Source organism: Schaalia hyovaginalis (assembly GCF_014208035.1).
Classification (GTDB): Bacteria; Actinomycetota; Actinomycetes; order Actinomycetales; family Actinomycetaceae; genus Pauljensenia; species Pauljensenia hyovaginalis.
In genome coordinates, this window is sequence record NZ_JACHMK010000001.1 from 2,293,309 (window position 1) to 2,316,048 (window position 22,740).

Annotated in this window: 21 protein-coding genes, 3 tRNA genes and 1 riboswitch; of the genes, 6 read left to right on the plus strand and 18 right to left on the minus strand. The window is 67.6% G+C overall.

Annotation, left to right across the window (positions count from 1 at the left end; all coding sequences use genetic code 11):
• Nucleotides 1-9: 9 nt before the first annotated feature.
• Complete coding sequence (locus tag HD592_RS10135; protein ID WP_184453833.1) at nucleotides 10-1,059, minus strand: hypothetical protein; 1,050 nt, start codon at nucleotides 1,057-1,059, stop codon at nucleotides 10-12.
• A gap of 280 nt (nucleotides 1,060-1,339) precedes the next feature.
• Here HD592_RS10135 and HD592_RS10140 point away from each other — a divergent pair, with 280 nt between their 5' ends.
• Nucleotides 1,340-1,522 carry a hypothetical protein gene (locus tag HD592_RS10140; RefSeq protein WP_184453835.1) on the plus strand — a complete coding sequence of 61 codons (183 nt, stop codon included), beginning with the start codon at nucleotides 1,340-1,342 and terminating at the stop codon, nucleotides 1,520-1,522.
• Between the two features lie 325 nt (nucleotides 1,523-1,847).
• Here HD592_RS10140 and HD592_RS10145 read toward each other — a convergent pair whose 3' ends face one another.
• Nucleotides 1,848-2,111 (minus strand): MerR family transcriptional regulator, encoded by a 264-nt coding sequence (locus HD592_RS10145; protein ID WP_184453836.1) that lies wholly within the window; start codon nucleotides 2,109-2,111, stop codon nucleotides 1,848-1,850.
• A gap of 80 nt (nucleotides 2,112-2,191) precedes the next feature.
• Between HD592_RS10145 and HD592_RS12720 the strand changes: the two genes are divergently transcribed.
• Complete coding sequence (locus tag HD592_RS12720) at nucleotides 2,192-2,542, plus strand: helix-turn-helix domain-containing protein (protein WP_184454637.1); 351 nt, start codon at nucleotides 2,192-2,194, stop codon at nucleotides 2,540-2,542.
• Here HD592_RS12720 and HD592_RS10155 read toward each other — a convergent pair.
• The 9 genes from HD592_RS10155 to HD592_RS10195 form a co-directional block, all read right to left on the minus strand.
• A tRNA-Ile gene (locus tag HD592_RS10155) sits at nucleotides 2,499-2,575 on the minus strand. The genes HD592_RS12720 and HD592_RS10155 overlap by 44 nt on opposite strands.
• Nucleotides 2,576-2,632: 57 nt before the next feature.
• Nucleotides 2,633-3,343, minus strand: coding sequence for a DNA alkylation repair protein (locus HD592_RS10160; protein WP_184453838.1), 711 nt, complete (start codon nucleotides 3,341-3,343; stop codon nucleotides 2,633-2,635).
• 155 nt (nucleotides 3,344-3,498) lie between these two features.
• The gene (locus HD592_RS10165; RefSeq protein WP_184453840.1) at nucleotides 3,499-4,434 is read right to left on the minus strand and encodes a class C sortase; all 936 of its coding nucleotides are present in this window, start codon (nucleotides 4,432-4,434) and stop codon (nucleotides 3,499-3,501) included.
• Between the two features lie 201 nt (nucleotides 4,435-4,635).
• Nucleotides 4,636-5,148 (minus strand): hypothetical protein, encoded by a 513-nt coding sequence (locus tag HD592_RS10170; RefSeq protein WP_184453841.1) that lies wholly within the window; start codon nucleotides 5,146-5,148, stop codon nucleotides 4,636-4,638.
• Nucleotides 5,149-5,167: 19 nt separating this feature from the next.
• Nucleotides 5,168-5,932 carry a hypothetical protein gene (locus tag HD592_RS10175; protein WP_184453843.1) on the minus strand — a complete coding sequence of 255 codons (765 nt, stop codon included), beginning with the start codon at nucleotides 5,930-5,932 and terminating at the stop codon, nucleotides 5,168-5,170.
• A gap of 369 nt (nucleotides 5,933-6,301) precedes the next feature.
• Nucleotides 6,302-6,374: transfer RNA gene (locus HD592_RS10180), tRNA-Ala, on the minus strand.
• A 63-nt stretch (nucleotides 6,375-6,437) separates the two neighbouring features.
• Nucleotides 6,438-7,457 (minus strand): hypothetical protein, encoded by a 1,020-nt coding sequence (locus HD592_RS10185; RefSeq protein WP_246430020.1) that lies wholly within the window; start codon nucleotides 7,455-7,457, stop codon nucleotides 6,438-6,440.
• Between the two features lie 147 nt (nucleotides 7,458-7,604).
• Nucleotides 7,605-8,366, minus strand: a complete 762-nt coding sequence (locus tag HD592_RS10190) for a GNAT family N-acetyltransferase (protein WP_320658193.1) — start codon at nucleotides 8,364-8,366, stop codon at nucleotides 7,605-7,607.
• A 1-nt stretch (nucleotide 8,367) separates the two neighbouring features.
• Nucleotides 8,368-9,597 carry a molybdopterin molybdotransferase MoeA gene (locus tag HD592_RS10195; RefSeq protein ID WP_184453845.1) on the minus strand — a complete coding sequence of 410 codons (1,230 nt, stop codon included), beginning with the start codon at nucleotides 9,595-9,597 and terminating at the stop codon, nucleotides 8,368-8,370.
• Between the two features lie 163 nt (nucleotides 9,598-9,760).
• On the opposite strand from HD592_RS10195, the gene HD592_RS12510 reads away from it, so the two are divergent.
• The 3 genes from HD592_RS12510 to mscL all read left to right on the plus strand — a co-directional run bounded on the left by HD592_RS12510 (nucleotide 9,761) and on the right by mscL (nucleotide 11,619).
• Nucleotides 9,761-10,426, plus strand: coding sequence for a 5-formyltetrahydrofolate cyclo-ligase (locus HD592_RS12510; protein WP_184453847.1), 666 nt, complete (start codon nucleotides 9,761-9,763; stop codon nucleotides 10,424-10,426).
• Between the two features lie 156 nt (nucleotides 10,427-10,582).
• Nucleotides 10,583-11,233, plus strand: a complete 651-nt coding sequence (locus HD592_RS10205) for an SAF domain-containing protein (protein ID WP_184453849.1) — start codon at nucleotides 10,583-10,585, stop codon at nucleotides 11,231-11,233.
• The gene (gene mscL, locus HD592_RS10210; protein ID WP_184453851.1) at nucleotides 11,230-11,619 is read left to right on the plus strand and encodes a large conductance mechanosensitive channel protein MscL; all 390 of its coding nucleotides are present in this window, start codon (nucleotides 11,230-11,232) and stop codon (nucleotides 11,617-11,619) included. Before HD592_RS10205 ends, mscL begins: the two co-directional genes overlap by 4 nt.
• Nucleotides 11,620-11,843: 224 nt before the next feature.
• On the opposite strand, the gene HD592_RS12255 is transcribed toward mscL, so the two are convergent.
• The 6 genes from HD592_RS12255 to HD592_RS10235 all read right to left on the minus strand — a co-directional run bounded on the left by HD592_RS12255 (nucleotide 11,844) and on the right by HD592_RS10235 (nucleotide 19,892).
• Nucleotides 11,844-12,032, minus strand: coding sequence for a toxin (locus HD592_RS12255; protein WP_277299033.1), 189 nt, complete (start codon nucleotides 12,030-12,032; stop codon nucleotides 11,844-11,846).
• 125 nt (nucleotides 12,033-12,157) lie between these two features.
• Nucleotides 12,158-16,333, minus strand: coding sequence for a prevent-host-death family protein (locus tag HD592_RS10215; RefSeq protein ID WP_184453853.1), 4,176 nt, complete (start codon nucleotides 16,331-16,333; stop codon nucleotides 12,158-12,160).
• A 271-nt stretch (nucleotides 16,334-16,604) separates the two neighbouring features.
• Nucleotides 16,605-16,677, minus strand: a tRNA-Arg gene (locus tag HD592_RS10220).
• 69 nt (nucleotides 16,678-16,746) lie between these two features.
• Nucleotides 16,747-17,679 (minus strand): universal stress protein, encoded by a 933-nt coding sequence (locus HD592_RS10225; RefSeq protein ID WP_184453855.1) that lies wholly within the window; start codon nucleotides 17,677-17,679, stop codon nucleotides 16,747-16,749.
• Between the two features lie 491 nt (nucleotides 17,680-18,170).
• Nucleotides 18,171-18,917: a C40 family peptidase gene (locus HD592_RS10230; protein WP_320658317.1), complete on the minus strand. Its 747-nt coding sequence runs from the start codon at nucleotides 18,915-18,917 to the stop codon at nucleotides 18,171-18,173.
• Nucleotides 18,918-18,923: 6 nt separating this feature from the next.
• Nucleotides 18,924-19,084, minus strand: a riboswitch (cyclic di-AMP (ydaO/yuaA leader).
• Between the two features lie 130 nt (nucleotides 19,085-19,214).
• Nucleotides 19,215-19,892: a metal-dependent transcriptional regulator gene (locus tag HD592_RS10235; RefSeq protein WP_184453856.1), complete on the minus strand. Its 678-nt coding sequence runs from the start codon at nucleotides 19,890-19,892 to the stop codon at nucleotides 19,215-19,217.
• 194 nt (nucleotides 19,893-20,086) lie between these two features.
• Between HD592_RS10235 and serC the strand changes: the two genes are divergently transcribed.
• Entirely contained in the window at nucleotides 20,087-21,220 is a 1,134-nt protein-coding gene (gene serC, locus HD592_RS10240; protein ID WP_184453858.1) for a phosphoserine transaminase, read from the plus strand.
• Nucleotides 21,221-21,293: 73 nt separating this feature from the next.
• On the opposite strand, the gene HD592_RS10245 is transcribed toward serC, so the two are convergent.
• Nucleotides 21,294-22,586 carry an MFS transporter gene (locus tag HD592_RS10245; protein WP_184453861.1) on the minus strand — a complete coding sequence of 431 codons (1,293 nt, stop codon included), beginning with the start codon at nucleotides 22,584-22,586 and terminating at the stop codon, nucleotides 21,294-21,296.
• Between the last annotated feature and the right edge of the window lie 154 nt (nucleotides 22,587-22,740).

A 22,740-nucleotide genomic window follows, 5' to 3' on the forward strand; every position in this document is an offset into this window, starting at 1 on the left:
TTGAAGCTGCTACCAGAGCGGAGTCTCCGCTCCGGTATAAGATCCGTTCGCGTCCGGCTGAATCTGATAGTGCTTGTGACCGTCGGGATCATCGAAGTAACCGTCTGGCACCGTCGTAGAGGGAGCGCTCCACGCAGCGCCTGCGCCCGCACCCGTTGACGAGCTGACGCCAGTCCCATTGGACGAGCCGTTCGAGTAGTCCTGGGAGACCTGGGAGGCTGAGTATCCGCTCGAATATGAGGCATTTCCGCCATTCCCCGCACTCGACGAAGACTCTCCCGAGGAGTAGGACGCGGCCGCCTGCGCCTGCTGGGCTTGGGTCCACGCAGCCTGGGAATCCGAGACTGCTTTCACCGCTGTCTCCGCCGCGACCTGTGCCTCAGCGATCCGGCTGATAGCAGCTGTCATCGCTTTCCAGTCATCGGCCTTCACCGGGATGGCAGTCACCTCTTTGAGAGCATCCACCGCGCTTTGCGCCACATGACGCACCCCCTCATCAGTGACCTTGCCCTGCGATTGACCGATCACCGCATACCACGCATCAACGTCGGCCTCCGCTGATTCACGTGCCGCCGTAAGCGCCGCAGACCTCTTGGCAATCACAGCCTCTTCCAACGCCTCCACCGCAGCCGTCATGTCCATTGAAGCCGCCTGGCACTCACCAGCCCTCGCCATCAATTCGCGAGCGGCCGCCTCCAAGGCCTCGCGCCCCGCAGGCATCTCACCTGCCGCAGGTGCCACCACACCCGGAGCTGTCACCGCCTCCACCAGGCTCGCATCATCAAGGCTCTTGCCCGCTTCGACAAGCTCAGCATCAACCTCAACCGGCGTGCACGCCGCAGCCACCGCTGACACAGCCTCGCTATAAGCTGCCTCAGCCCGGGAATCAAGATGCGCCTCCCAGGCGACCACAGCCCCCAGCGCGGCAATCACACAGGAGGCCGCAACACCGAACACCATCGCGCGATGACGCGAAAGGAACGTCTCCTCCACACGTTCAGCAGCAAAAGCCGCATCCAAAGCTTCACACTCATTCACTTCCACGACGATCTCCTCCACAATCCGCCGCATCCATTACCCGACAAGTCGACGGTACACGCCCACCAAGGCTGACGATTGCACGACCGTGGACATCACCCCGACGATGAGCAGGCCGACCCCTCGTGGCGCCGCCCGAAAGCGGCGCCACGAGAGACCACGCCCCGTGTGTGCACACGCGACGTTGTATGCGGGCGAGGAAGTAACGAGCTTCCCCGCCCACCGGGAAACAGAGGAACGACCACTGTCTCCCAAGAGGTGACGACAGACGGTCTGTCGCACCCCCGAAAGGAGAACCCTCATGGGATTCATCTCGATCAACAACGCCGAATACCTCGTCACCGACGATGAACTCGACGCCCTGACCCCGGACCTCAACAACTTCACCATCACTGGCATCGCACACCTGCGCTTCACCGGCAACGGCCAAGCCATTGACATCCGAATCAGCAACGGAACCGTGATCACCACGAGCCGCAGCTGATTGCGCCCCCACGGTGCCCAGGCCCCAAGCCTGGGCACCGTGACCGCGCAACACACCTGCCACCCGACACATCACCGCACGCCCCCCACCAGCGAAGGCCGCCGACCAGGGAGCCGACGCGCGCTGATCAACGCCACGCCGGCAACGATGAGAACAACAAGGACGACACCGACAGCCGCATCAACGACCTCACACGCGACACGAACACACCGGAACACCTCCACCTGCCCAGCACGCGGGACCACCGGCTCGCACCAGACGACCTTCCCCGCATCCACAAACGGCGGATCATCTACTACGCCTGACCAGCGCACCGTCATTGTTGTCACACCGCCGTCACAAGATCCGACACTTCGGTGACCGAGGGCGAAGTCGGCGCATCGTGTGACGTGGGAGCTGCGGCGGTGACCGGAGTCAGCAAAGCCTCAATATCCGCGCGACGGAAGTACAACCGACCCGAGGGATACCGCAGGCACGGCAGCTCACCTGCCTTCGCCCAACGTCGCACCGTATAGGCAGTCACACCGAGAATCTCACCCGCCTGACGTGCATCAATTCGCACATTGCTTTGCATATTCTGTATTGTCATGCTGTCATGATTACATGCACCGATCGATAAGTCAACACACCCTCCTTGCATCTTTTGCACATCTCGCTTAGATTGCACACATGATCGGTTCACAAGCGTCCGAGCTCGTCACGCACCTGACAGTCGACCAAGCCGTAGGAATTGCGGTGAAGCAATACCTCTTCATCAACGCGATCCCCGCAACGAAACTGGCAAGTGTTCTCGAACTGTCCAGTGCCACTGTTTCGCGGAAGCTTCGCGGCCTTGTGGGATGGTCGACCGAAGAGCTCATGCTCACTGCGGCTTTCCTCAACATCTCAGTTCAAGACCTGATCCCCCAGGCTGACGGCTTGGGCGGCTGGTTGCCTGCTCCGTATCGCCCGGCGCGCGGCGATCGGGTACCTGAGTTGGTGCCCCAAGTCGGGCTTGAACCGACGACCGACGGATTATGAGTCCGCTGCTCTGACCGACTGAGCTATTGGGGCGCACCAAGTTTAGCGGGCGTCCGAGGCGGGAGGCGACCCCTCACCGGTGAGAGGGCATCACGCCCTCGGCAACCCCGCGCGCACGGCGCGCAATACGTCCTTCGTCGCCGTCGGGATCCGATAGGACTCCACCGCCTTTTGAATGGCCTTGCGCCGAACGGGCAGGGGCAGGCGATCCTCGAGGAACCACGGAAGCGCCGAGTCGGGTTGCTTCGCCAGGGCTTCGGCGAAGTACCAGCCCTGCGCCATGCGGACGTAGTACTCCTCCGATGCGATCCCCGCGATGAGCGAGAGGAAGTCGGGTCGGAAGTGCTCTTTGAGGAAATGCCCCATGTGCATGCAAATGCCGAAACGCACCGTGTAGGGCGCCTGTTGACCGGCTCCGACCCACGCCTCGGCCTCGCGTTCGAGGCGTTCGAGGTCACGAGCGAATCCCGCAGGCGCGAGGGAGTCGCAGACCGCCCAGTTGTCGACGAAGGGCAGGAAGCGTTCGACTCCCGAGAAGGCGGCGTCGGGGGATTTCTCGAGCCCGAGGAGGAAGGAGTGGAGCATGTTCTCCTCGTGGAGCCCGTGCGGCAGCTCCGCGAGGAAGGCGAGCGCTTCATCGGGGCGTTCGCGCCGCAGCTTCTTCGCGAGGGCGCGCAATGCGGGGTTCCTCGCGCCGATGATCGTCGCCGGGTTCAGTCCCGGGATGAGCTTCGCGAGGAAGGCGGCATTGCCCTCATCGGCGAGGGCGAGGAGCTCTTCTCGAAGAGAGGGGGTGGTCATGGGGACATCGTATGCGGCGCCTTGGGGAACGGCCGGAATTCCTCGCTCCCCGAGGGGAAGTCGTCGAAGCACTGCCGTCCTCGATCCGCCTGGTACCTGAGGACCGCCGTGTGCGATCGGGGTGTTTCTCCGTTCCTTTCCCCGACTCTCATGCCTCAGTCGATTCCTTGGGATCGAGGCGCTCGCATGACCTTTCTTTCCGTCGGAGGCGTCATGCGCCCGGCCCAAAGGATGTAGAGTCCGATGGCTACCAAGCCGAGCGGGATCCAGATCGCCCACCAGGGGAAGTGCGGGACGCTCGGGCTCCTCCCCGCCTGTTCGATGTCCGTGATCGGAGTGGGGCTCACCCGTTCCCCTGTGAGGAGGATCCTGTGGGTGTTGATCCCCAAAGGTGTGCAGGTGATGAGCGTGGCGAGATCCCTGCCCGCCTCCACCCTGAGGGTCTCGGTTTGATCCGGTTCGACGACGCGCTTGTCGACGACCCTGTAAGTGAGGACTTCTCCGAAGAGTTCGAGTGTGAAGCTGTCGCCGAGCTCCACCTCATCCAAGTCTGTGAACATCCGCGCATCCGCCAGCCCTCGGTGGCCGGTCAGGACGGTGCGCGTATTCGGCCCTCCCACCGGGAGGGAGGTTCCTTCGAGGTGGCCGATCCCCTGGAGGAGCGTGCTGTCGGAGGTCCCGTGGTAGATCGGCAGATCGACTTCGATGCTCGGGATCCTGATCCGCCCCATGAGGCCGGAGGAGTTCACCCTGAGAATCGAGTCGTATTCGAGCGCCGCATTCGAACTCGAACCGTTTCCGCTCGGCACATTCGCGTTGGTCTCAAGAAGGGCTCCGACGGAAAGGGCCTCGTTGTACTCATGCGCGAGGAGGAGCTGCTCCTCCCGTCCCGGTACGACGGAGTCGATCTGCTCCTCGTATCCTGCGATCACCTTGGACTGGTTGTACTGACTGATCCAGGAGGAGACGCTCGGGTAGCTGACGGCGAGCAGTCCGATGAGGGAGAGGAGGGCGGGGATGAGCGAGAGCGGATTGAGCCTCCATCCTCTTCCCTCCGGCCTATGACTTTCCGCCGATCCATCAGGACCCATGCCCTCGCCTGAGGCGCGAAGACGCGCGCCCTTGTGACGCGCGGAATAAGGAAGGGATCGAATCGCCATGCTTATGCGCTTTTCCTCCTGAGAGTCGAAACGGCTGCGGCGGGGAGGTTCGCCTCCCCGCCGCAGCGCGTCGGATTCCGTTATCGGATCCGTACGGGTCCGGGCTCTACGAGCACGCGAAGCGCGCCGGCCTCAGCCCTGCTTGCCGTGACGACGCAGCACGAGGGCGCCGACGAATCTCAGATCCTCGGGGAGGGAGTTGTCGAAGGTCCACCCGTACTTCGAGCCGTGGTCGTCGCGGTTCGTGATCGTGTAGGTGATCGTCGAGGGCTGCCCGAATTCGAGGGTCTCACGATCGCTCGGATCCCCGCCTTCGTGCTTCGGATCCGTCGCGTTCCACTCCCCGAACTGGATGTCGAGCTGAGGAGTCACGTTGAAGACGCGGAGGTTGTTGATCGCCCCGTCGTTGCCGCGGCCCGAGGCCGTGCGGTTGCGGACGATGACGTCGACCGTATCGCCCTCGTTGAGGAAGGCGACGTGCGCTACGTAGGAGCCGGCGGCGACGTCCCTGAAGGACCACCCGCGGTAATCGACGAGCGAGCGGGTCGATCCCGGATCTGAGCATGGATTGATGAGGAAGGGGTCCGTGACCGTGAAGTAGTTGACGCCGAGGGCTTCAGCGTAGCTGCCGCCCTTCGCGATCATCGTCTTGAACCAGGGATCTTCAGCGTTCGAGAAGTAGGTGCCGGTTGCAGGCGGCGCGTCCCTGTTGAAGAAGGGCCTTGGACGGCCCTCCCGGAAGACCGTTCGGGTTCGCCAACCACGCGGGCAGCTTCCCGTTGACGACTGCCGTGTCGCGGATGTTCCCGTTCTCGTCGACCTTATCGGCGAGCACATGATCGACGCCCTTCGCATCCTTGTAACTGAATGCGAGAAGCGGGTGCGTGTGGTCGAGGCGATGGTTGTAGCAGTTCACGGCGGCGGCATCGATGCCGTAGGTGAGGAATCGATCGACTCGCCCGGGAACCTTGACGGGAGTGGACTCCGCGGTGCGGATCTGGATCCCGTCCGCCGGTGGCACCGCGTCTCCGGTCGTGTAGCTGGCGACCGCGGTCTTCGAGTTCCCTTCGGAAAGGATTCCGACGAGCTGCTTGACCTCTGAGAACCAGTCGGCGTAGGCCCCGCAGAAGACCTGTCCGGCGATGAGGCTGGCGGGCTTCGAGTTCAGATTCGCGTCGAACAGCAGGCCCGTGCAGTTGGGGTCCGACTGCCAGTAGGGATCCGAGGCGTAGCGGGTTCCGGAATTCGCGTAGCCCTTGCCGTTGACCGGTTCACCGACGTAGTCGGCGAGCATCTGCCAGTCGCCCTTGCGGTTCTCGGAGGCCTCCCAGAACAGTTGCTCTTTCGCCGGGGCGACGCCGGGCTGTCCGGGCCGTTCCCATTGGCTCCATGCCTCCCAGTTCGCAGCATGTGAGCTCGATCCGAGCATGACGAGGGATCCCCCGCAAGAATCGAACTCAGAGCGATCGCGCTCACGGTTCTTGCGGTCGAGTGTGGCACGGGCAAGCCTTTCGTTCCCACTGGCGCGCAGTGCCTTCAATTTCAAAGGGTCATGTTCGCGGGGCCCATCCGCGGGGAATGAGCGGGTGCGCAGCGCCTTCAATTTCAAAGGTCAATCTTCAGATTTCGGACATAGATTACCAGGGAATCCTGAGGGTTCAGCCGCTCGTGCGCGATCCCACAGAGCCGACGGGCAAGGCGAGCACCTCTTCGAAGGTCCACCGGAAGCATCGGCAGAGCGGCCGGCGCTGAAACGAAGCACCGGTTCCGCGGAGCTTCGCGGAACCGGTGGTGATCGTGGAGCTAGGGGGATTCGAACCCCCGACCTTCTCATTGCGAACGAGACGCGCTACCAACTGCGCCATAGCCCCAAGTGCCCGACCAGCATAACACCCTCGGACGGGCGCATGAAAATCGAGGTCGGGCGACCTCCGTCACTGCGCCCGGCGCGCCTCCAAGACCGCGTCCAGGTCGAAGGCGAAACCGGCGTCCGATGCGACGTCGGCGGTGGAACGCGCGGCCTTCATCTCAGAGACCGCCAAGGGGCGCGCGGGGACCAGCGCGTCGACTCTCGGGATGCCGCGCAGGTCGGTGTCGGAGTGGACGACCCGGCCCGCGACGCGCCCGCGCATCGCGTAGGTCGGGGCGGGCACCGAGGCGACGGACCAGGTGCGGCGCTCGACGGAGGCGGAAGCGGCGAGCGGGTCCTCAGCGTCTTCGGCTCCGGCGACCACAACGGGTTCTTCGGCTCGCGGGGCCTCATCGCCGAGGGCGGGGGTCTCAAGCGGAGCCGGACCCTCGGCTGCGGCTTCTGCCGCAGACTCGGCGCCGGCGGCATCGGAGGAGTCGTGATCGGAGTGACGGGGGCGGCGCGCAGGAGCCCTGCCCGCGTGTTCGCGGAGCTCGGCGAGGAGCTCGAGCTCGGCCGCATCGGCCTTGTGGGAGCGCACGGCGGCAAGGCGCGAAGCCGTCAGGGCGAGGGCGAGAAGGGCTCCGGGGATCAGGGTCCAGAACCAGGCCAGGGCCGTCAGCGCCGCGACGATCCCCACGACGGCGGTCGCCAGGGCGAGGATCGCGGACATGAGCAGTCGCCTGCGGCCGGCCGCGGCCTCGACGGAAAGCCTCGCAGCTCGCCGGGCGCGGAGGCGGGCGATCTCATGGACGGATTCGACGGCGCGACGCTCGACGCGAACCTCGCGGTGATTGAGCGATTGATCCGCCATGTCGCCTCCAGTCGCCTCGGGATGGACTCTGCGTACTGCGAGAAGGGCCCCCGAAGACCTCTCGCATTCCGATCCGCTTCGTGCACAGGTGTCGTCCAGGAGGCGCAGGCGCTGCGAATAGCGGTCGCCCTCGCGCGTCTCCATCATCGCGGTCCTGCGTGCGACGAGCAGCGGGATGGTTCCGAACAGCGTGAACGCTGCCGCGATGATGACGATGCCTCCGAAGTCCACAGTCCCACGCTATGCGTTCGCGCAGGCATTGCGCGCGCGGCCCGCGGCGCGTGTTGAATATCGCGAAAGCACTCCCCACCACATGTTTCACATTCGCCACAGCTGCCCCATGCGCCCCAATTCGGGGCTGTCCCCGCTAACGGGCGCTCAGCCCCCGGACCCCTCGAGTCGGGCGAGGACCCCGCCCTCGGGCAAGGACTCCGCATCGACCGAGAAGACGACATGATCCGCCCACGCGCCCGCGATGTGCATGAAACGAGGACGGATCCCCTCGCGATGAAGCCCGAGCCTGCGGCACACTCCGAGCGAAGGGGCGTTCTGCGGACGAACCGCCACTTCCAGTCGATGCAGCCCGAGCTCCCCGATCACGAGATCGACGACGAGCGCCGCGCACAAAGACCCCAGACCACGACCCGCCCAGCTCTCGGCCAGCCAATACCCCAGCATTCCCTGCGACATCGCGCCGCGCACCACATTGGACACCGTGAACTGACCAGCCACGGCCCCATCTACCCGGACCGCCATCACCAGGGCGCGTCCACTGCGCTGATCCCGATCCGTCGAGCGCGCATACTGCCAGACATCGGGAAGCGCCTCGTCCGAACCGGAGGGCAGAGTCGCCTCCCACGGCGCCAGGAAATCCGCGTTCTCACGCCGCAGCGCGTCCAGGACCAAGTGATCCCTCCCCCATGCCGGACTCAGAGTCACGCATCGAGGACGCGCCCGGGCTTCGGCGCTCCCCGCGGGGAGGACGCGCGCCCCGCCCTCGGCGCTCGAAGGAGGCGCTAAAGCCGCGACGGCGCGCATGAGGCCGCGCCCCACCGGATCGCGCACCTCGAGAAGGAGATCGGGCAAACGCCTCCCCCAGACCCTCGCGAAGGGACGGACGAGCGGCAGTGCAGCGCTCACGTCACTCCAGCACCAGGCACTGCAGCATGTCGCCGGTCTTCACATTCGTCGTCGCCTCGGGCACGATCGCCAGCGCGTTCGACTCCGCGAGCGCCGACAGGAGCAAAGAGGCCGGGGCGCCCATCACCTTCGCCTGATAGCCCGACTTCGGTTCGCCCACCAGACGAACCCGGACGAATTCGCGGCGCCCCCTCGGCGAATACCACGACCGGTCCACGGCCGCGCGCACCGAGGGGCGCGTCAGCTGCACCCACCCCTGCATGTGCCGCAGAGCCGGCCGCACGAAGACCTCGAAGCACACCTGGGCCGAGACCGGATCGCCCGGGAGGCAGAAGATCGGCGTCCCGCCCTCGCCCGTCCCGTCCCCGCCCACCGTGCCGACGCCGAGGATGTGCCCGGGCCAGGCGGCCACATTGTCGAAACGGACCGTGCCAAGCACCGAAAGGACCTCGCGGACCGTATCGCCCGAACCGTAGGAGATGCCGCCGGTCGTCAGGATGAGATCCGCTCGGACGAGCTGATCCTCGATCGTCTCGCGCAGGACCGAACGCTCATCGGGCACCGCGGCGACGCGGAAGGTCTGCGCGCCCGCATCCGAGATCGCCGTCGACAGGGCGTGACCGTTCGCATCGAAGACCGTGCCCGGGCGCGCCTGACGGCCCGGCTCCACGATCTCGTCGCCGATCGACAGGATCACGACGCGCGGCCTGGGATGCACGAGCACCCGCGAGCGCCCGACCCCTGCGAGAAGCGCGACCTGGCGGGCCCCCACACGCGTCCCCTTGCGAAGAACGACCTCGCCCTCGGCGACGTCCTCCGCGCGACGGCGGATGTTCTCCCCAACCGCCGGCTGCGTCTTCGCATTCACCCGCGCCACACCGCGATCGGTGAAATCCAAGGCCAGGACGCAATCCGCGCCCGCCGGCATCGGCGCGCCCGAAGCGATGCGGATCGCCGTCCCGGGGACCAGGGCCGCGGGGTTCACATCGCCGGCGCGGATCTCCTCGGTGACCGCCAGCTCGACGAGGGCGTCCGGGCGCGCGCCGGCCAGGTCCTCGGAGCGGACCGCATAGCCGTCGCAAGCCGCCAAGTCGGCGATCGGCAAGTCGAAGGGCGCCTCGACATCCTCGGCGAGGACGCAGGACACGGCGTCCGCCAACTGCACGTCCAGGGGCGGCTGCTGCGATACCGCCGCCAAGCAATCCTGGTAGAACTCCGCAACCGTCCGCATCAGACCTCTCCCCCTGCACTGCGAAGGAACCCGCCCACTCGCGGTCCCGCCCACTCATCGTCGAGGGCCGCCGCGCGCGACGCCTCCACACGGAGCGCATGCGCAGACCGGCCCTTCGTATCTGCCATGATGACCACAGTAGCGACTGGAAGCGGGAAAACGCGTGAACGACGAGGGCAAGAGGCGCATCAGGGCCGTAGCGCGCGCCCGGCGGCGCGCGCGTCTCGAACAGCCTCCCGCCCGCCCGCGCCCCGATGACCGCGCGTCGAAAAAGGAGGAAGCGCGCGGCCTCCTCGACGCCTGGCTCGCGCTGATCGAGCACTACGGCCTGAGTCGGCCGATCCTCCCGGCGCTCTTCCTCCCCACTGCGAGCGAACCCGATATCCGGCTCATCCTCGATTCGGGCCCCTGCATCGTGCCCGCACTCGTCGCCCCTTCGGGCGCCCCGCTGACGCACCCCGATTGGACGCCCCTCCCGAGCGAAGGGACCCCCACCGCTTCGATCCCGCACTCGGAGGAATCCGCTCCCGAAGGGGCGCGACGAGGACCCCGATCCCTCCCCTCCCGTCTCCTCGGAGCCGAGGCCCTCGCGAAGGCGGACATCATCGCCGTTCCCGCCCTCAGCGTGGACGCCCGGGGGACCCGCATCGGCCAGGGCGGCGGCTGGTACGACCGCGCCCTCCTGCACGCCCGCCACTCGGCTCCGCGGGTCGGCGTCCTCTTCGATGAGGAATTCACATCCTCCCCCCTGCCCCGCATGCCGCACGATCAAGGGGTGGACGCCATCCTCACGCCGAGCGGCTACAGGATCCTCCGCCCGCGCGACTGACGGGCCATGCCGGGCCGCGGGCTCGGGCCGGCCGGGCCTCCTCCACGCGGCCCGCCCTCGGCCCCCGTCCACACGAAGCGGCCCCGGCGGAGCGCCATCCACAGATGCGCGCCCCCGATCCCGCGCGGATCCGCGGAACGCGATCGAATGCCGGGCATGACACTCATGCGCGCATGGCCGAAGCTCCGCCTCATCCTCATCCTGATCGCCTGTCTCAGCTCCGCAACGGCGCTCGCACTCCTCCTGCGCCCCGCGCCCGGCACGCCCGCCCTGGTCCTCAGCCGCGACATCGCGCGCGGCGAGGCCTTCAGCGCCTCCCAAGTCCGGGAAGTGCGCCTGCCCCCGCAAGCCGTTCCTCACGACCTCATCCCCGTCGACGCGCCCCTCCCCTCCCGATGGCCTGGGGAGCGGGCCCTCGCCGGAACCGTGCTCAGCGAGTCCGTCCTCGCCGGATCCGCCCTCGGACGCGACCTTCGACCCGATGAAAGCCTCATCTCCATCGCGTTGGATTCGACACACATCCCTCCCCTGGAAGCCGGGGATCATGTGGATTTATGGGGTTTCCCTGAAACTTGTGACGCAACTAGCTGCAACGCGCAGCGAATCGCGAGTTCAGGACGAATATCCTCGGTGGCGGTGGACGAGGCCCCGGCATGGGGCTCGGCCCCCATCGCCAGGATCGATCTGATCGTCGATTCGGCGCACACCGAAGCGGTCCTGGGTCACGCTGGGACTGGAACTCTCAGCCTCACACTCACACCGCTCCCATCGGAGCCGTTGAGCGACCAACACAGGAGAACGCAATGATCAAGGGCTTCAAAGACTTCATCAGCAACGGCAACGTCCTCGAGCTCGCCGTCGCCGTCATCATCGGCGCGGCCTTCAAGCCGATCGTCGACGCCATCACCAACGTCATCATGGGCATCATCGGCGCCCTCGTCGGCCAGCCGAATTTCGACTCGGTCCTCCAGTTCACGATCAACGGCTCGGATCCGATCCAGCCGGGCACCATCATCACCGCCCTCGTGAACTTCCTCCTCATCGCCGCCGCCGTCTACTTCGCGATCGTCCTGCCGATGAACAAGCTCAAGGAGCGCAAGGCCGTCGAAGAGGTTGAAGAGGAAGAAGAGCCTTCGGAGGACGTCAAGCTCCTCGCCGAGATCCGCGACCTGCTCGCATCCAAGAACGCCTGATCCCCGGGACCCCCGAAGGAGAACCGCGGACTCACGAGCCCCGGGCGGCCGACCTCAGGCCGCCCGGGGCTCTTCGCCGTCCTTGAGCAGCTCCGAGCAGCTCGAAGACGCGGTGCGGAACGCGCAGCCCGACGGGGGCGTCCCGGGCTCGGGCGCGGAACCCGACTCAGACTCTGGCTCGCTCAAACTCAGACGCGCTCAAACTCGGGCTCCGCGAGACGCCCCTAAGCGCGCGGCTGCCAATGGGGTGGCACATCATCCAGCAGACGCCGATCATTCGCCCCGTCCCCGCGATCGGGGGCATCGCGCATCGACCCCGGCCAGGCGTCCTCTTCACGCACGCGATCCTCCCACGACGGCGCGATCCCCTGCGCGATCAGACGACGATCGACCTCGGACACATAAGTCGCCACGCGGCGGGCCCGCTTCCGAGCGGCACCAGCGGAAGCGGAGCCGGCAGCGCCGCGCCCGGACCCGGCGGAGCCACCTTCGACGGAACCCGCAGCCCCGCCCTCGTGACTCCCGCCGCCCGGACGAGTCACTTCGCATCGCCCCGCGCCGCCGATGTCCGGCGGACGACATGACCGAGCACCGCATCGGACTGGAAGCCCCGACGGGTGATCCCCAGGGCGTTGCGGAGCTCCTCGACGGTGTCCTCGAAACTCCTGGCAACACCGTCCGAACTCACCCAGACCGCCATCTCATCCAACTGATCGTCCGAGTAGGCGGCCAGAGGCAAGCCCTTCGCGATCGCCGGGCGGGGCCCGCGCTCACGAGGCGCCGAAGGCGCACCGCCCTCGTCGAAGGACCCCGACGCCGCAGTCCCCGCGCCAGAAGACGCGGCATCCTCCGCCGAAGCCCCCTCCGACTCCTCAGCCACGACCTCGAACATGCCCGTGACGAGCTCATCTGCCCGCTCGCGCGCCTGCGAAGTCGACGCCACCAACTCATCGAGCCCCGGATCGGACACGACGATCCTCTCCAGATCCGGCGCGAAATCCTCGATCTCAGGGACCTCGACGCCCGGATCCCCCTCCGCCGGCCCGTTCACCTCATCAACCGCATCGAGCACGAGACCGACGATCGTCTCCGCCTCCTTGCCCGGATCGATGAACACGGCCATCGACAGAGCCGTATGGACCTTCCACCCCTGGGCCTCGAGCATCGCGGGCCACATGCGATCGCGAACGCGCAAAGAGGGCTCGCTCACGTAGGCGTCATCGTCGGTCAGCACCGCGACCAGCAGGCGCCCCGGCACCTCGGGATGCCCGATCGCCAAGGGGATCCTCATGCCGCCGGGGATCCCGACATTCGCGACGACCTCGAGCCCCATGCCGTACAGGCGGTCCGCAAGATCGACCAGGAGCCTGTCGGGAGCGGCCTCCAGAACGGGCCACCCGCCATTGCCGACGCCGGACTGGCCCTCACCGACCTCGAGAAGGTCCGCGAGCATGACCGCGCCCTCCGTCGTCAGGCGCGAGCGGTCGATGTCGCGCGGCCGCAAAGAGGAGACGAGCGTCAAATCCCCCCGGATCGCGCGCAGAACATCGGACATCGTGCGCGCACCCGCACCGGTCGAGAACTCGCCGAAATCATGGATGACCCGGCCGTGCGGAGTCTTCGCGTAGCCGACCGACACGATGATGCGATCCCGGCTCAATCCCCGCGCCCCCTGCGGATCGACCACGGCGAAGGGCTGGGCGTTCGTCGCATCGAAGAAGGACGCGAGTCCCGGTTCGCTCGCCCGCGTGCGCTGGATCGCCTGACGGATCCTCTCCGCATGCCGCGCGTTGAGGGCGATCACACCGAGCGAGCGTTCGGGCTGCTCGACCGCGTGCGCGACGACGAGATCGACGACGGCCTCGACCTCCGCGGCCGTGGACTCCACTCCGGCGGCGCCCGGAGCGGGCATTCCCGTCCCCTCGCACCAGTGCGCCGTGACGGGGGCGCTCGCCGCGGTGTACGGGACCGGCACGCCCGTGTGATCCACTCCGTGGCGCGCGAGCAGCAGGGCCACCTGATCGTTGAGCAGGGCGGGAGCCACGTCCATCCTCCGCCGGGGCAGCACGGCGGCGAGAGCCGCAGTCGGGCCCTCACCGGAGGCCGCGGAAAGATCCGCGAGGACGACGACCTGGCGGGCCCTCGCGATGATCGGCACGAGCTCCGCCAGGGGCAGCGCCTCGACATCATCGAGAATGAGCAGGTCGACCTTGTGGCCCGGGCGCACCAGTGAGGGCACCAGGGTCGGCACGGTGAACACGATCGGCACGAGGTTCCGCACGAGCGCGACCGAGGTGTACAGCTCGAGCGCGCCGAGGGGGCGTTCGAGCAGGGCGTCCAGAGCATCGACCTGCTCGGGCCGCGTCGCCATCGCCTGGAGGCGCAGGCGCCGCAACTGCCCGAGCGCCTGCGGAGCCAAGGAGGCCACCTGCTCGGCGTCCAGGGCGCGCCCGGCTTCGAGGGCCTCCTCGAGATGAGCCGGGTCGAAGCCCCCCAATCCGGGCTCATTGGCGAGCATCAGTCCGAGGATCGACGCCCACCATGCGAGGTCCATCTCCGCGTCGATGAGCTCCTCATCGACATGGCGGTCCCTCAGATCATTCGCGAGGGCAGACAGGCCGATCTCACCGAGGCGCTTGAGCACGCCAACCCGACGCGGCAGCTCCTTCGCGCCCTCCGGATCCGCATCCAGGGAGTCGAAGAGGGCGCCGAGGGCGCTTACGGGCATCGCTTGGAAATCGAGCTTCGAGGTCGCGAACACCGGGGCGAGGTCGGACAGGTCCTCCTCGATCGAGCGGGTCACGCTCTTCGCCTCATCGAGGCGCTGCGGAAGCGTCGGCCAGCCGTCATCCTTCGTCTGCTCGCGCCAAGCCTCGCGACGCCGCTGCACCTTGACCAGTTCGGCGTGCAAGTCGGCGACATGCGTGCCCGGTCGGACGAAGTCCTGAGCGCGTTTGACCAGGCGCACGCGTTCGGAGCGCTTCATCGTGATGCCGTGGGCGGCGCGCCACTGCTTCGTGGCGGTCGCGATCACCATGTCCGCTGCGGACTGCTCGAAGATCTGGGGCTGGAACACGTCGAGCACGTCGCGCACGCCCTCGAACAAGTCGAGCTGCTCCTTCCACTGCGCGAGCGTGGTGGCAGGAGTAAGACCCGCTTCACCCGCAAGGACGCCCATGCGGACGCGCAGCCGGGGAATCGAATCGTGCGAGAGGCGGTGCACGATCTCGAGGGTTTCGGGGACCTGCTCCTGCGAGCCGATGACGATCCCCCGCCACGCCTGGGCGCTCGAGCGGGAGAAGACCCCGAGGTCGGCGGCTTCGTGGAGCAGGGCGCGCGCCTTGGCGCCTTGGTCCTGCGCGATCCCCAGCAGGACCTCCTCGCGGAAGCGGACCTTCGTCGCCGGAGTCGGATGAGCACTCGTCAGGTCCGTCAGCACTTGGAGCGCCTCGAAGGCGGACACCCCGAAAGCGCCGTAGGGACGGTGCAGGGCCTCGGTGTAGTTCGACAAGCGCGAGCGCAGGTCGCGCAGTCGCTTCCGCATCTCGTCGACCTCGCGGACGTCGGCGACGACTGAGGTGTCGCTCATCGCGGTGCGCAGGAGGTCGTGCAGCTCCTCACCGGAGGAGGTCGTGCCGTCGATCCGGGCCGCGGCCTCCCCCAGTCCGAGTTCGCGCAGGCGGTCCTCCGCCCTCGTCGTCAGGGAGGGCGAGCCGCCGATGTGCAGGGTCGTCCTGCCCGAGGCCGCGGCGTCGGCCAGGAGAGCGCCGACGAGGGCGGTGTCGTCGGCTCCGTCGGGCAGATCGACGAGGAACGAGCGGCCTTCGGCGACTGCCTCGATGACGTCGAGCTGGCGGGGCGTCAAATCGCCCGCGCCGCGCTCCTTCCACGGGTCGCGGTCCTTGGGATCGGCCTGCGGGAGCGGCTGGTGCACCTGCTCGACCGCGGTGTCATCGCCCGCCAATGCGCGCACGATCGGCGAGGCGAGGAAGTGGCTCGCATCGTCGAACTCGCGCTTGAGGCCGGATGCCGGATGCTCGAAGATACCGAGGACGAGTTCGTCGCGGAGTTCGAAACGTTCGAGGACCGCGCCGTGCGCACGCAGAGCCGCCAGCGCGGAAGAGGAGGAGAAGCCGTGGATCGTCGTCGCCTGTGCGACGAGCTCCTCGGCCTCGAGGGCGACGCCCGCGCGCGTCAGCGCCGCCGACAGGCGCGGATCCAGGGTGAAGCCCGGCAGGAGGGTGATCGTCACGTCCCCGGAGTTCTCAGTGAGGCGCGCGGGCCGCAGCAGGGCCGCCGAGTTCTGGGCGACGCCGTCGACGATCCAGCGGGCCGAGCCGATCGACATGTGGATCGTCCCCACGCCGTGACGGGCCGCGAGTTCATTGGACCTGGCGAGGATCGTGCGCGCGCGTTCGACCGCGCGCTGGTGGGCGCTCGGCTCCCTCACGAGCAGGGAGAGACGGGTCGGATGATCCGTGTACAGCTGCGCGAGCCCACCGGGATGGGCCTGGTTGATCGTCAGACGCGGCGCATCCTCACCGTCGATCCGGGTGAGCCGGGCGAGGTCCGAGTTCCATTCGGCGAGCTGCTTCTCGAGCTTCGAATCGGGCTTCAGCGGGGGGAAGGGCACCGCAGTCGGCGTCGGCTCCGGCGCGGCCGACTCCTTCTCGGAGTCGCCGCGCGGATTTCGAGAGAAGAATCCATTGGCCACTCTCCCACGGTAGCGGCCGAAGCCGCCTCGGTTCGGGAGGCATCGCCGCGATGCCCCGTCTTCGGGGGCGGCGCCGTCGCTCGGTCTCCGGCGCAGCGGGCATTCGGGCAGAGCCGTCACGAGGGGCAGTCGAGCCCGACGGGCGTCGGCGACGGACGTCTGGATGGACGATCCTTGAAGCGAAGAGAACGGATAAAAGCAGATCGGGGTTCCGAGCGCTTCCGCGGCACAGAACCCCGATCCGTTTTCCCTGGTGAACCAGGGTTTCATGTGCCCCCGAGACGATTCGAACGTCCGACACCCGCTTTAGGAGAGCGGTGCTCTATCCCCTGAGCTACGAGGGCCCGCTCGATCTTGGATCGAGCGGGCCCCACTCTACCAGGCTCGGCGGCCCGGCAAGCACCCGGACCGCGTCAGCGCCGTTCCCAGCTCGGAGGCGCCGCCGACTCGGCCTGCCCCAGATGATCCGAGGGGACGATCATCACCGGGCACGTGGAATGGCTCAGCACCGTCTGAGAGGTCGAACCGAGCAGGACGCCCGCAAGGCCGCCCCTCGCCCTCGTGCCGACGACGACCAGATCGACCGCCGTCGAGAATTCGATGAGGAGCGAGGCCGGCGAACCGTCCAGGGCATGACGCGCCACCTCGATGTCCCGCCCGTCCAGCGCCTGGTCGATCGCGACCCCCATCCCCTTGCGCACGTCCTTGAGCATGGCCGAATGATCGACGCCCGAGGGGGCCCAGGTCATCATCGAGGTGCCCGTCGCGATCGGCACCGCCGACACGGCGGTCAGGCGCGCATCCCAGATCTCGGCCTCGTCAATGGCCCGGCGCAGGCCAGAGGAGGGGACGTCCGAACCGTCCACGCCGACGACGATCCGCTCGATCGGCATGAACTTCTTGCCCGAGGTGTGCCGCGGAACGATGACGACCGGGCACTTCGCATGCGCGGGCAGCGCGGAGGAAACGGTCCCCAGCAGACGATCGGCGAAGGAACCGCCTCCGCGCGAGCCGACGACGACCATATCGACCTCGGCCGACATCTCGACGAGCACCGCCGCGGGGTCGCCGGGCTCGATCGAGCTGGAGATGCGGACGTCTCCGCGGTTCTTCGCGATCTCGACGGCTTCATCGACGACCTGCTTGGCCCCTCGTTTCAGGGCCTCATCATCGAGGACGGCGTAGCCTCCGTCGAGCGCGGCGGCCGAGTACGACGCGAGGGCATAGGTGCACAGGACGTGCACGCGCCCTCCTGTTCTCAGCACACGATCGGTCGCCCATTTGACTGCGGCGAGACTCTCCGTCGAGCCGTCGACGCCGACAAGAATGACTTCGGTGGAACCCATGATGGCCTCCTCGTGATGTAGCTCACGTCTATTGTGCCTCATCTCGACCGTTTCAGTCAGGAGAACCTGTCCACAACCTTGGCCCATTCGTGCAAGAGCGCCGAGGCGGCAGGGGCGGACAAAGGCGCAGAGCGACGAGGCGGCGATAAGCGGCGACAAGTCGGACACCAAACCCCCCCCCGGCCGCAGCGCAACGACCCGACAACAAATCGGACATCAACCCCGACCATCACGCAACGACCCGACAACAAGTCGAGCATCGGACGGATGCCTAATCTGCGAATGCCCAGGTGAGCCTTGATGAATCAGACTCAATCCGTCACGGCTGTCCGAGTTGTCGCCACAAACCCGAGAGCCCGTGTCCGACTTGTCGCCACCCGCCCCAGACCCGAAGGTCCCAGCAGGTCCCGAAGACCACCCCGAATGCACGAACTGGTCGGGCCCGTACGGGCCCGACCAGCCATGACAAGCGAAGCGCTGAGGATCAGCACTCAGTAACGGACGAAGTAGCCCCCGGGGCGAACCGCGGTGACGGTGGAAAGCCGCCCCGGCATCTGAGCCTCGACCATCTGGCCATTGCCGACGTAGATCGCGACATGACCAGGGTAGGCGACGAGGTCGCCCGGCTGAGCCTCCGCGGCCGAAACGGGGGTGCCCCCCGCGGCCTGCGCATCGGAGGTGTGCGGCAGGCTGATTCCAGCGGCGGCGTAAGCCAGCTGGGTAAGGCCCGAGCAGTCGAGCCCCGCCATCGTGGTGCCGCCCCAGACGTAGGGGATGCCCGTCAGCGCGAGGGCGGCGGCGGCGATCGAACCGCCGGCGGCGTTGTACGCGGCGGCCTGAGCGGAAGGATCGAATGCGGGGGTGATCTCCTCGCGGACCTCGGAACGGGTGACCGTCTCCTCCGCGGCGGGCTGGGATTCCGCCACGGCGGCGGGCGCCTCGGCGGAGACGGTGACCTCTTCGGCGGTCCAGGCGATGTCGGGGACGACGACGGTGGTCGCCACGGACTTCGGGGCCGTGGTCGTGGTCGGCGCAAGGGTCGGCTGGGTGGAATCAGCCTGGCCGCCGGCGGCAGTCGCGCTACCGCCGACGACAGCGGTGAGGGCGAGGCCGGTGACGGACGCGATCGCTGCGGGCTTGACGGCGCCGATGGCGGTCATCGTGTCCGTCATGTCGAGGATCGGTCGGAGCGGACGACGCGCCTTGCGGTGGCGCGGCGCGGGCTTGACGTGAGTCACGTGCGTTAGTTCTCCTTGTTGACCTGCGAGGTAAGCTGTCGGATTCGGGCAGGAGAGCCCGGCCCGGTTTCCCAGGCTTCACCCCAAGGCCTTGCGGCCGCGATGGTTCCCCCACGTTGGACCTGTTTCTCGCATCCCCCACGGTCCAACTTCGGTGCATGAGGAACGGTCGGCCTGTCGGCCACCGCCAACTCTAAACCGCCGTCCTCGAAATGTCACGCCAAGATAACGGAGATAACGGGTAAGCATTTTCGCTGAGAAACAGCAGAAAGAGGCACCATCCGGCCCCTGAGGAGCTCAGAGGGGGCGCACGAAGAGGTGCGCAGCGAGGTTCAGAGGAATCCGGAACCCCGGCCCCGGCGCCCCCGACGCGTCGAGCGGGCGAAGACGCACGAAATCGCCCTCGTCCTCGAGGAGGAGCTCAGCCCCCGGGCGAAGCCCCGCCGAGGAGAAGTCCGCGATGATCTCCGCATCCGCCTGAAGGGGCTCGCCGATCCGCACGAGCTCGAGCTCCTGTCCCAGTCGCGTCCGCACCGCGACCTCGACCGACTCGCCCCGGACGGGCTCGCCCGTCCCGGGAATCGCATTCCCGTAAGGGTCAGTCTCAGGATCAGACAGAAGCGCAACGAGGCGCGCCTGGACGCGGTCGGACATGACGTGCTCCCACCGGCAGGCCTCGTCGTGAGCCAGTTCCCAGTCGAGGCCGATCCCGTCGACGAGCAAGCGCTCCGCGAGCCGGTGCTTCTTCAGGACGTCGATCGCCTGACGCCGCCCCTCCTCGGTGAGTTCGAGACGACGATCGCCCAGGACGTGCAGGAGTCCATCGCGCTCCATCCTGGCCACCGTCTGGGAGACCGTCGGGCCCGAATGATCGAGCCTCTCGACGATGCGGGCGCGCAGGGGCGTCACCCCGTCTTCTTCCATTTCGAGAATGGTCTTGAGGTACATCTCGGTGGTGTCGATAAGGTCGCCCACGTCTGTGTTCCTTCCCTGCTCGCCTCACGATGCCCTCAAGCATAGGTCCTCGGCCCCCGGGCCACAGGGCGTGTCGATCATCGGGCATCGCCTGCTCTTGGCGCTTCATCCGGCGTTCCCGCCCTCGCAACCGTTGCGCCGCCGTCTGACGGAAAGCGCTCGCTGAGGGGCGACGAGGGCGATAGCGTGGAGCCATGGAGTCCTACCCGCGCGTTCCCGTTGAACTTCTCCCCTCGGACGGTCGTTTCGGATCCGGGCCTTCGCGGATCCGCAAGCCGCAGATCGACGCCTTGGCCCGCCCGCTCATCATGGGGACCTCCCACAGGAAGCGTCCCGTCAAGGCGGTCGTCGCCTCCGTCCGGGCGGGTCTTCGCGAGCTCTACGGCCTGCCCGAGGGCTACGAAGTCGTCCTCGGCAACGGCGGGGCGACGGCCTTCTGGGATGCGGCGGCCGCGTGCCTGGTCCGCGAGCGCGCCGCCCTGGCGACCTTCGGGGAGTTCGGGGAGAAGTTCGCCAAGGAGATCGACCGCGCCCCCCACTTGGCGCCCGCGCTCCGCGTGACCGCCGCGCCCGGATCGCTCGCCCTGCTGACGGGCCGGGAGCGCTCGGCGGACGGGGGCCGTCCGGACGTGTTCGCGCACCCGCATCACGAGACTTCGACGGGCGTCCTGTCCCCGGTGCGCAGGCTCGGCGACGAGGGCGATCTCACCCTGATCGATGCGACTTCGATCGCGGGCGCCGTCCCGATCGATCCCGCACAGGCGGATGCGTACTACTTCTCGCCCCAGAAGGCCTTCGGATCGGACGGGGGGCTGTGGGTGTCGATCCTGTCCCCCGCGGCGATCGAGCGCGCCGCGGAGCTGTCGACGGCTCCCGGGCGCTGGGTGCCGACCTTCCTCGACTTGTCCGCCGCGGTCAGGAACTCGGTGAAGGACCAGACGCTCAACACTCCGGCGATCGCGACCCTGGTCATGCTGGCCGAGCAGATCGACTGGATGCTCCACATGGGCGGCCTTTCGGCGATGGAGGCGCGTGCGCGCGCCGCCTCCCGGGTGCTCTACGACTGGGCGGATGCGTCCTCGGTGGCGCGCCCCTTCGTCGCCGATCCCGCGCACCGCTCCCCCGTCGTCGTCACCATCGAATTCGATGAGGCGATCGATGCGGGAGCCCTGTCGGCGGCTCTGCGCAGTCAGGGCGTCGTCGACATCGACCCCTACCGCGGCGTCGGCGGCAATCAACTGCGGATCGCCACGTGGCCCTCGACGGCGATCGAGGACGTCGAGGCCCTCGTCGTCTGCTTCGATTGGATCATCGAACGGATCCTCTGAGTCCTCAGCGGCATCCGGTCGAGCCGCGCCCCTCCCTCCAAGGCTCCGGCCCGGGGCTCGGTCCCGAGAGGGCCTAGTCGAGAGGAGCGGGGTCGGCTTCGACGCGGGGGCGCTTCGCGGGCCCTTCCAAGCGCAGGCGCCCCGAAGCGCCGAGTCGCATGCGGTACCCCCAGTGGCGCATCCCCCACAGGGCGCAGCCGAGCGCCATGAGGAGCGAGGCGATCCCTCCGGCGAGGAGGGACCAGCGGGCCCCGAAGGCTTCACCGATCCACCCGATCGTCGGGGACCCTATGGGCGTCGATCCCAGGAAGATCATCGTGTAGAGCGCCATGACGCGGCCGCGCATCGATTCATCGGTCGTGATCTGGATCGCGGCGTTGGCCGCGGTGATCATCGTGAGCGCCGCGAGCCCCGCCGGAATCGACAGGAGGGCGAACAGCTCGTAGCCGGGAGCCAGGCCGAGGGCGATCTCGATGAGGCCGAAGGATGCGGCGCCGATGATGACGAACCTCAGCCGGGGACTGGCGCGACGCGCCGCGATCAGGGAGCCCGCGAGCGCGCCGACGGCCATGAAGGAGCCGAGGATCCCGTACTCCCCCGCTTGCTTCCCGTACACCTCCGTCGCCATGAGGGCGCTGGTCAGCTGGAAGTTCAAACCGAAGGCCGAGACGACCATCATGAGGAGCATGATGAGCACGATGTCCGGGCGCGAGGCCACATAGGCGATCCCCTCGCGGATCTGTCCCGGCGAGCGCTTCACGGCCTCGCGATGGACCATCTCGGCGGACCTCATCACCGCCAGGGTGACGACCGGGGCGACGAGGAGGGCGGCGTTGACGAGGAAGACCCAGCCGATGCCCACCCATTCGATGACGAGGCCGGAGACGGCGGGGCCGAGCAGGCGGGCGGCGTTGAAAGCGGTCGAGTTGAGGGCGACCGCATTGGAGAGGGAGTCGCCGGGGACCAGTTCGGAGACGAAGGCCTGGCGGGCCGGGGAATCGAGCGCCCCGAGGACCCCTCCGAGCAGGGCGAGCGCATAGACGTGCCACAGGAGCGCCCAGCCGCCGAGGACGAGGGCGCCCAGGATCGCGGAGAGGACGACATTCGTCACCTGCGCGGCCTGGAGCAGTCGCCGCCGGTCCATCCGGTCGACGAGGACGCCGGCCCAGGGCGACAGGAGGAGGAGCGGCAGGAACTGGAGCGCCGTCACGATGCCGATCTGCGTGCCCGAATGATCCGTCAGGACGGTGAGCACGAGCCAGTCCTGGGCGACCCGCTGCATCCAGGTCCCCGTCGAGGCGATGATGTTGCCGAAGAACCAGAGGCGGAAGTTGAAGATCCCCAGTGACTGGAAGGTGCGGGACACTCGCGGGTGCGCCTCCTCGGATCGTGCCGGAGCCACGTGCGTCGTGGTGATCGGATGGAACTCCTCCAACAATAGAGGAACCCCGCGGAAATCGCCTTCCGCGGGGTTCACGTGCTTCGCGGCGGCGCTCCGGCAGGGCCGGGGCGCCTTCGGG

Excerpts from the sequence above, each read along its gene's own strand:
- HD592_RS10140 (WP_184453835.1), top strand. The coding sequence starts at position 1,340 with ATGGGATTCATCTCGATCAACAACGCCGAATACCTCGTCACCGACGAT.
- HD592_RS10145 (WP_184453836.1), bottom strand. The coding sequence starts at position 2,111 with ATGACAATACAGAATATGCAAAGCAATGTGCGAATTGATGCACGTCAG.
- HD592_RS12720 (WP_184454637.1), top strand. The coding sequence starts at position 2,192 with ATGATCGGTTCACAAGCGTCCGAGCTCGTCACGCACCTGACAGTCGAC.
- HD592_RS10160 (WP_184453838.1), bottom strand. The coding sequence starts at position 3,343 with ATGACCACCCCCTCTCTTCGAGAAGAGCTCCTCGCCCTCGCCGATGAG.
- HD592_RS10165 (WP_184453840.1), bottom strand. The coding sequence starts at position 4,434 with ATGGGTCCTGATGGATCGGCGGAAAGTCATAGGCCGGAGGGAAGAGGA.
- HD592_RS10170 (WP_184453841.1), bottom strand. The coding sequence starts at position 5,148 with ATGATCGCGAAGGGCGGCAGCTACGCTGAAGCCCTCGGCGTCAACTAC.
- HD592_RS10175 (WP_184453843.1), bottom strand. The coding sequence starts at position 5,932 with ATGCTCGGATCGAGCTCACATGCTGCGAACTGGGAGGCATGGAGCCAA.
- HD592_RS10195 (WP_184453845.1), bottom strand. The coding sequence starts at position 9,597 with ATGCGGACGGTTGCGGAGTTCTACCAGGATTGCTTGGCGGCGGTATCG.
- HD592_RS10205 (WP_184453849.1), top strand. The coding sequence starts at position 10,583 with ATGACACTCATGCGCGCATGGCCGAAGCTCCGCCTCATCCTCATCCTG.
- mscL (WP_184453851.1), top strand. The coding sequence starts at position 11,230 with ATGATCAAGGGCTTCAAAGACTTCATCAGCAACGGCAACGTCCTCGAG.
- HD592_RS10225 (WP_184453855.1), bottom strand. The coding sequence starts at position 17,679 with ATGGGTTCCACCGAAGTCATTCTTGTCGGCGTCGACGGCTCGACGGAG.
- serC (WP_184453858.1), top strand. The coding sequence starts at position 20,087 with ATGGAGTCCTACCCGCGCGTTCCCGTTGAACTTCTCCCCTCGGACGGT.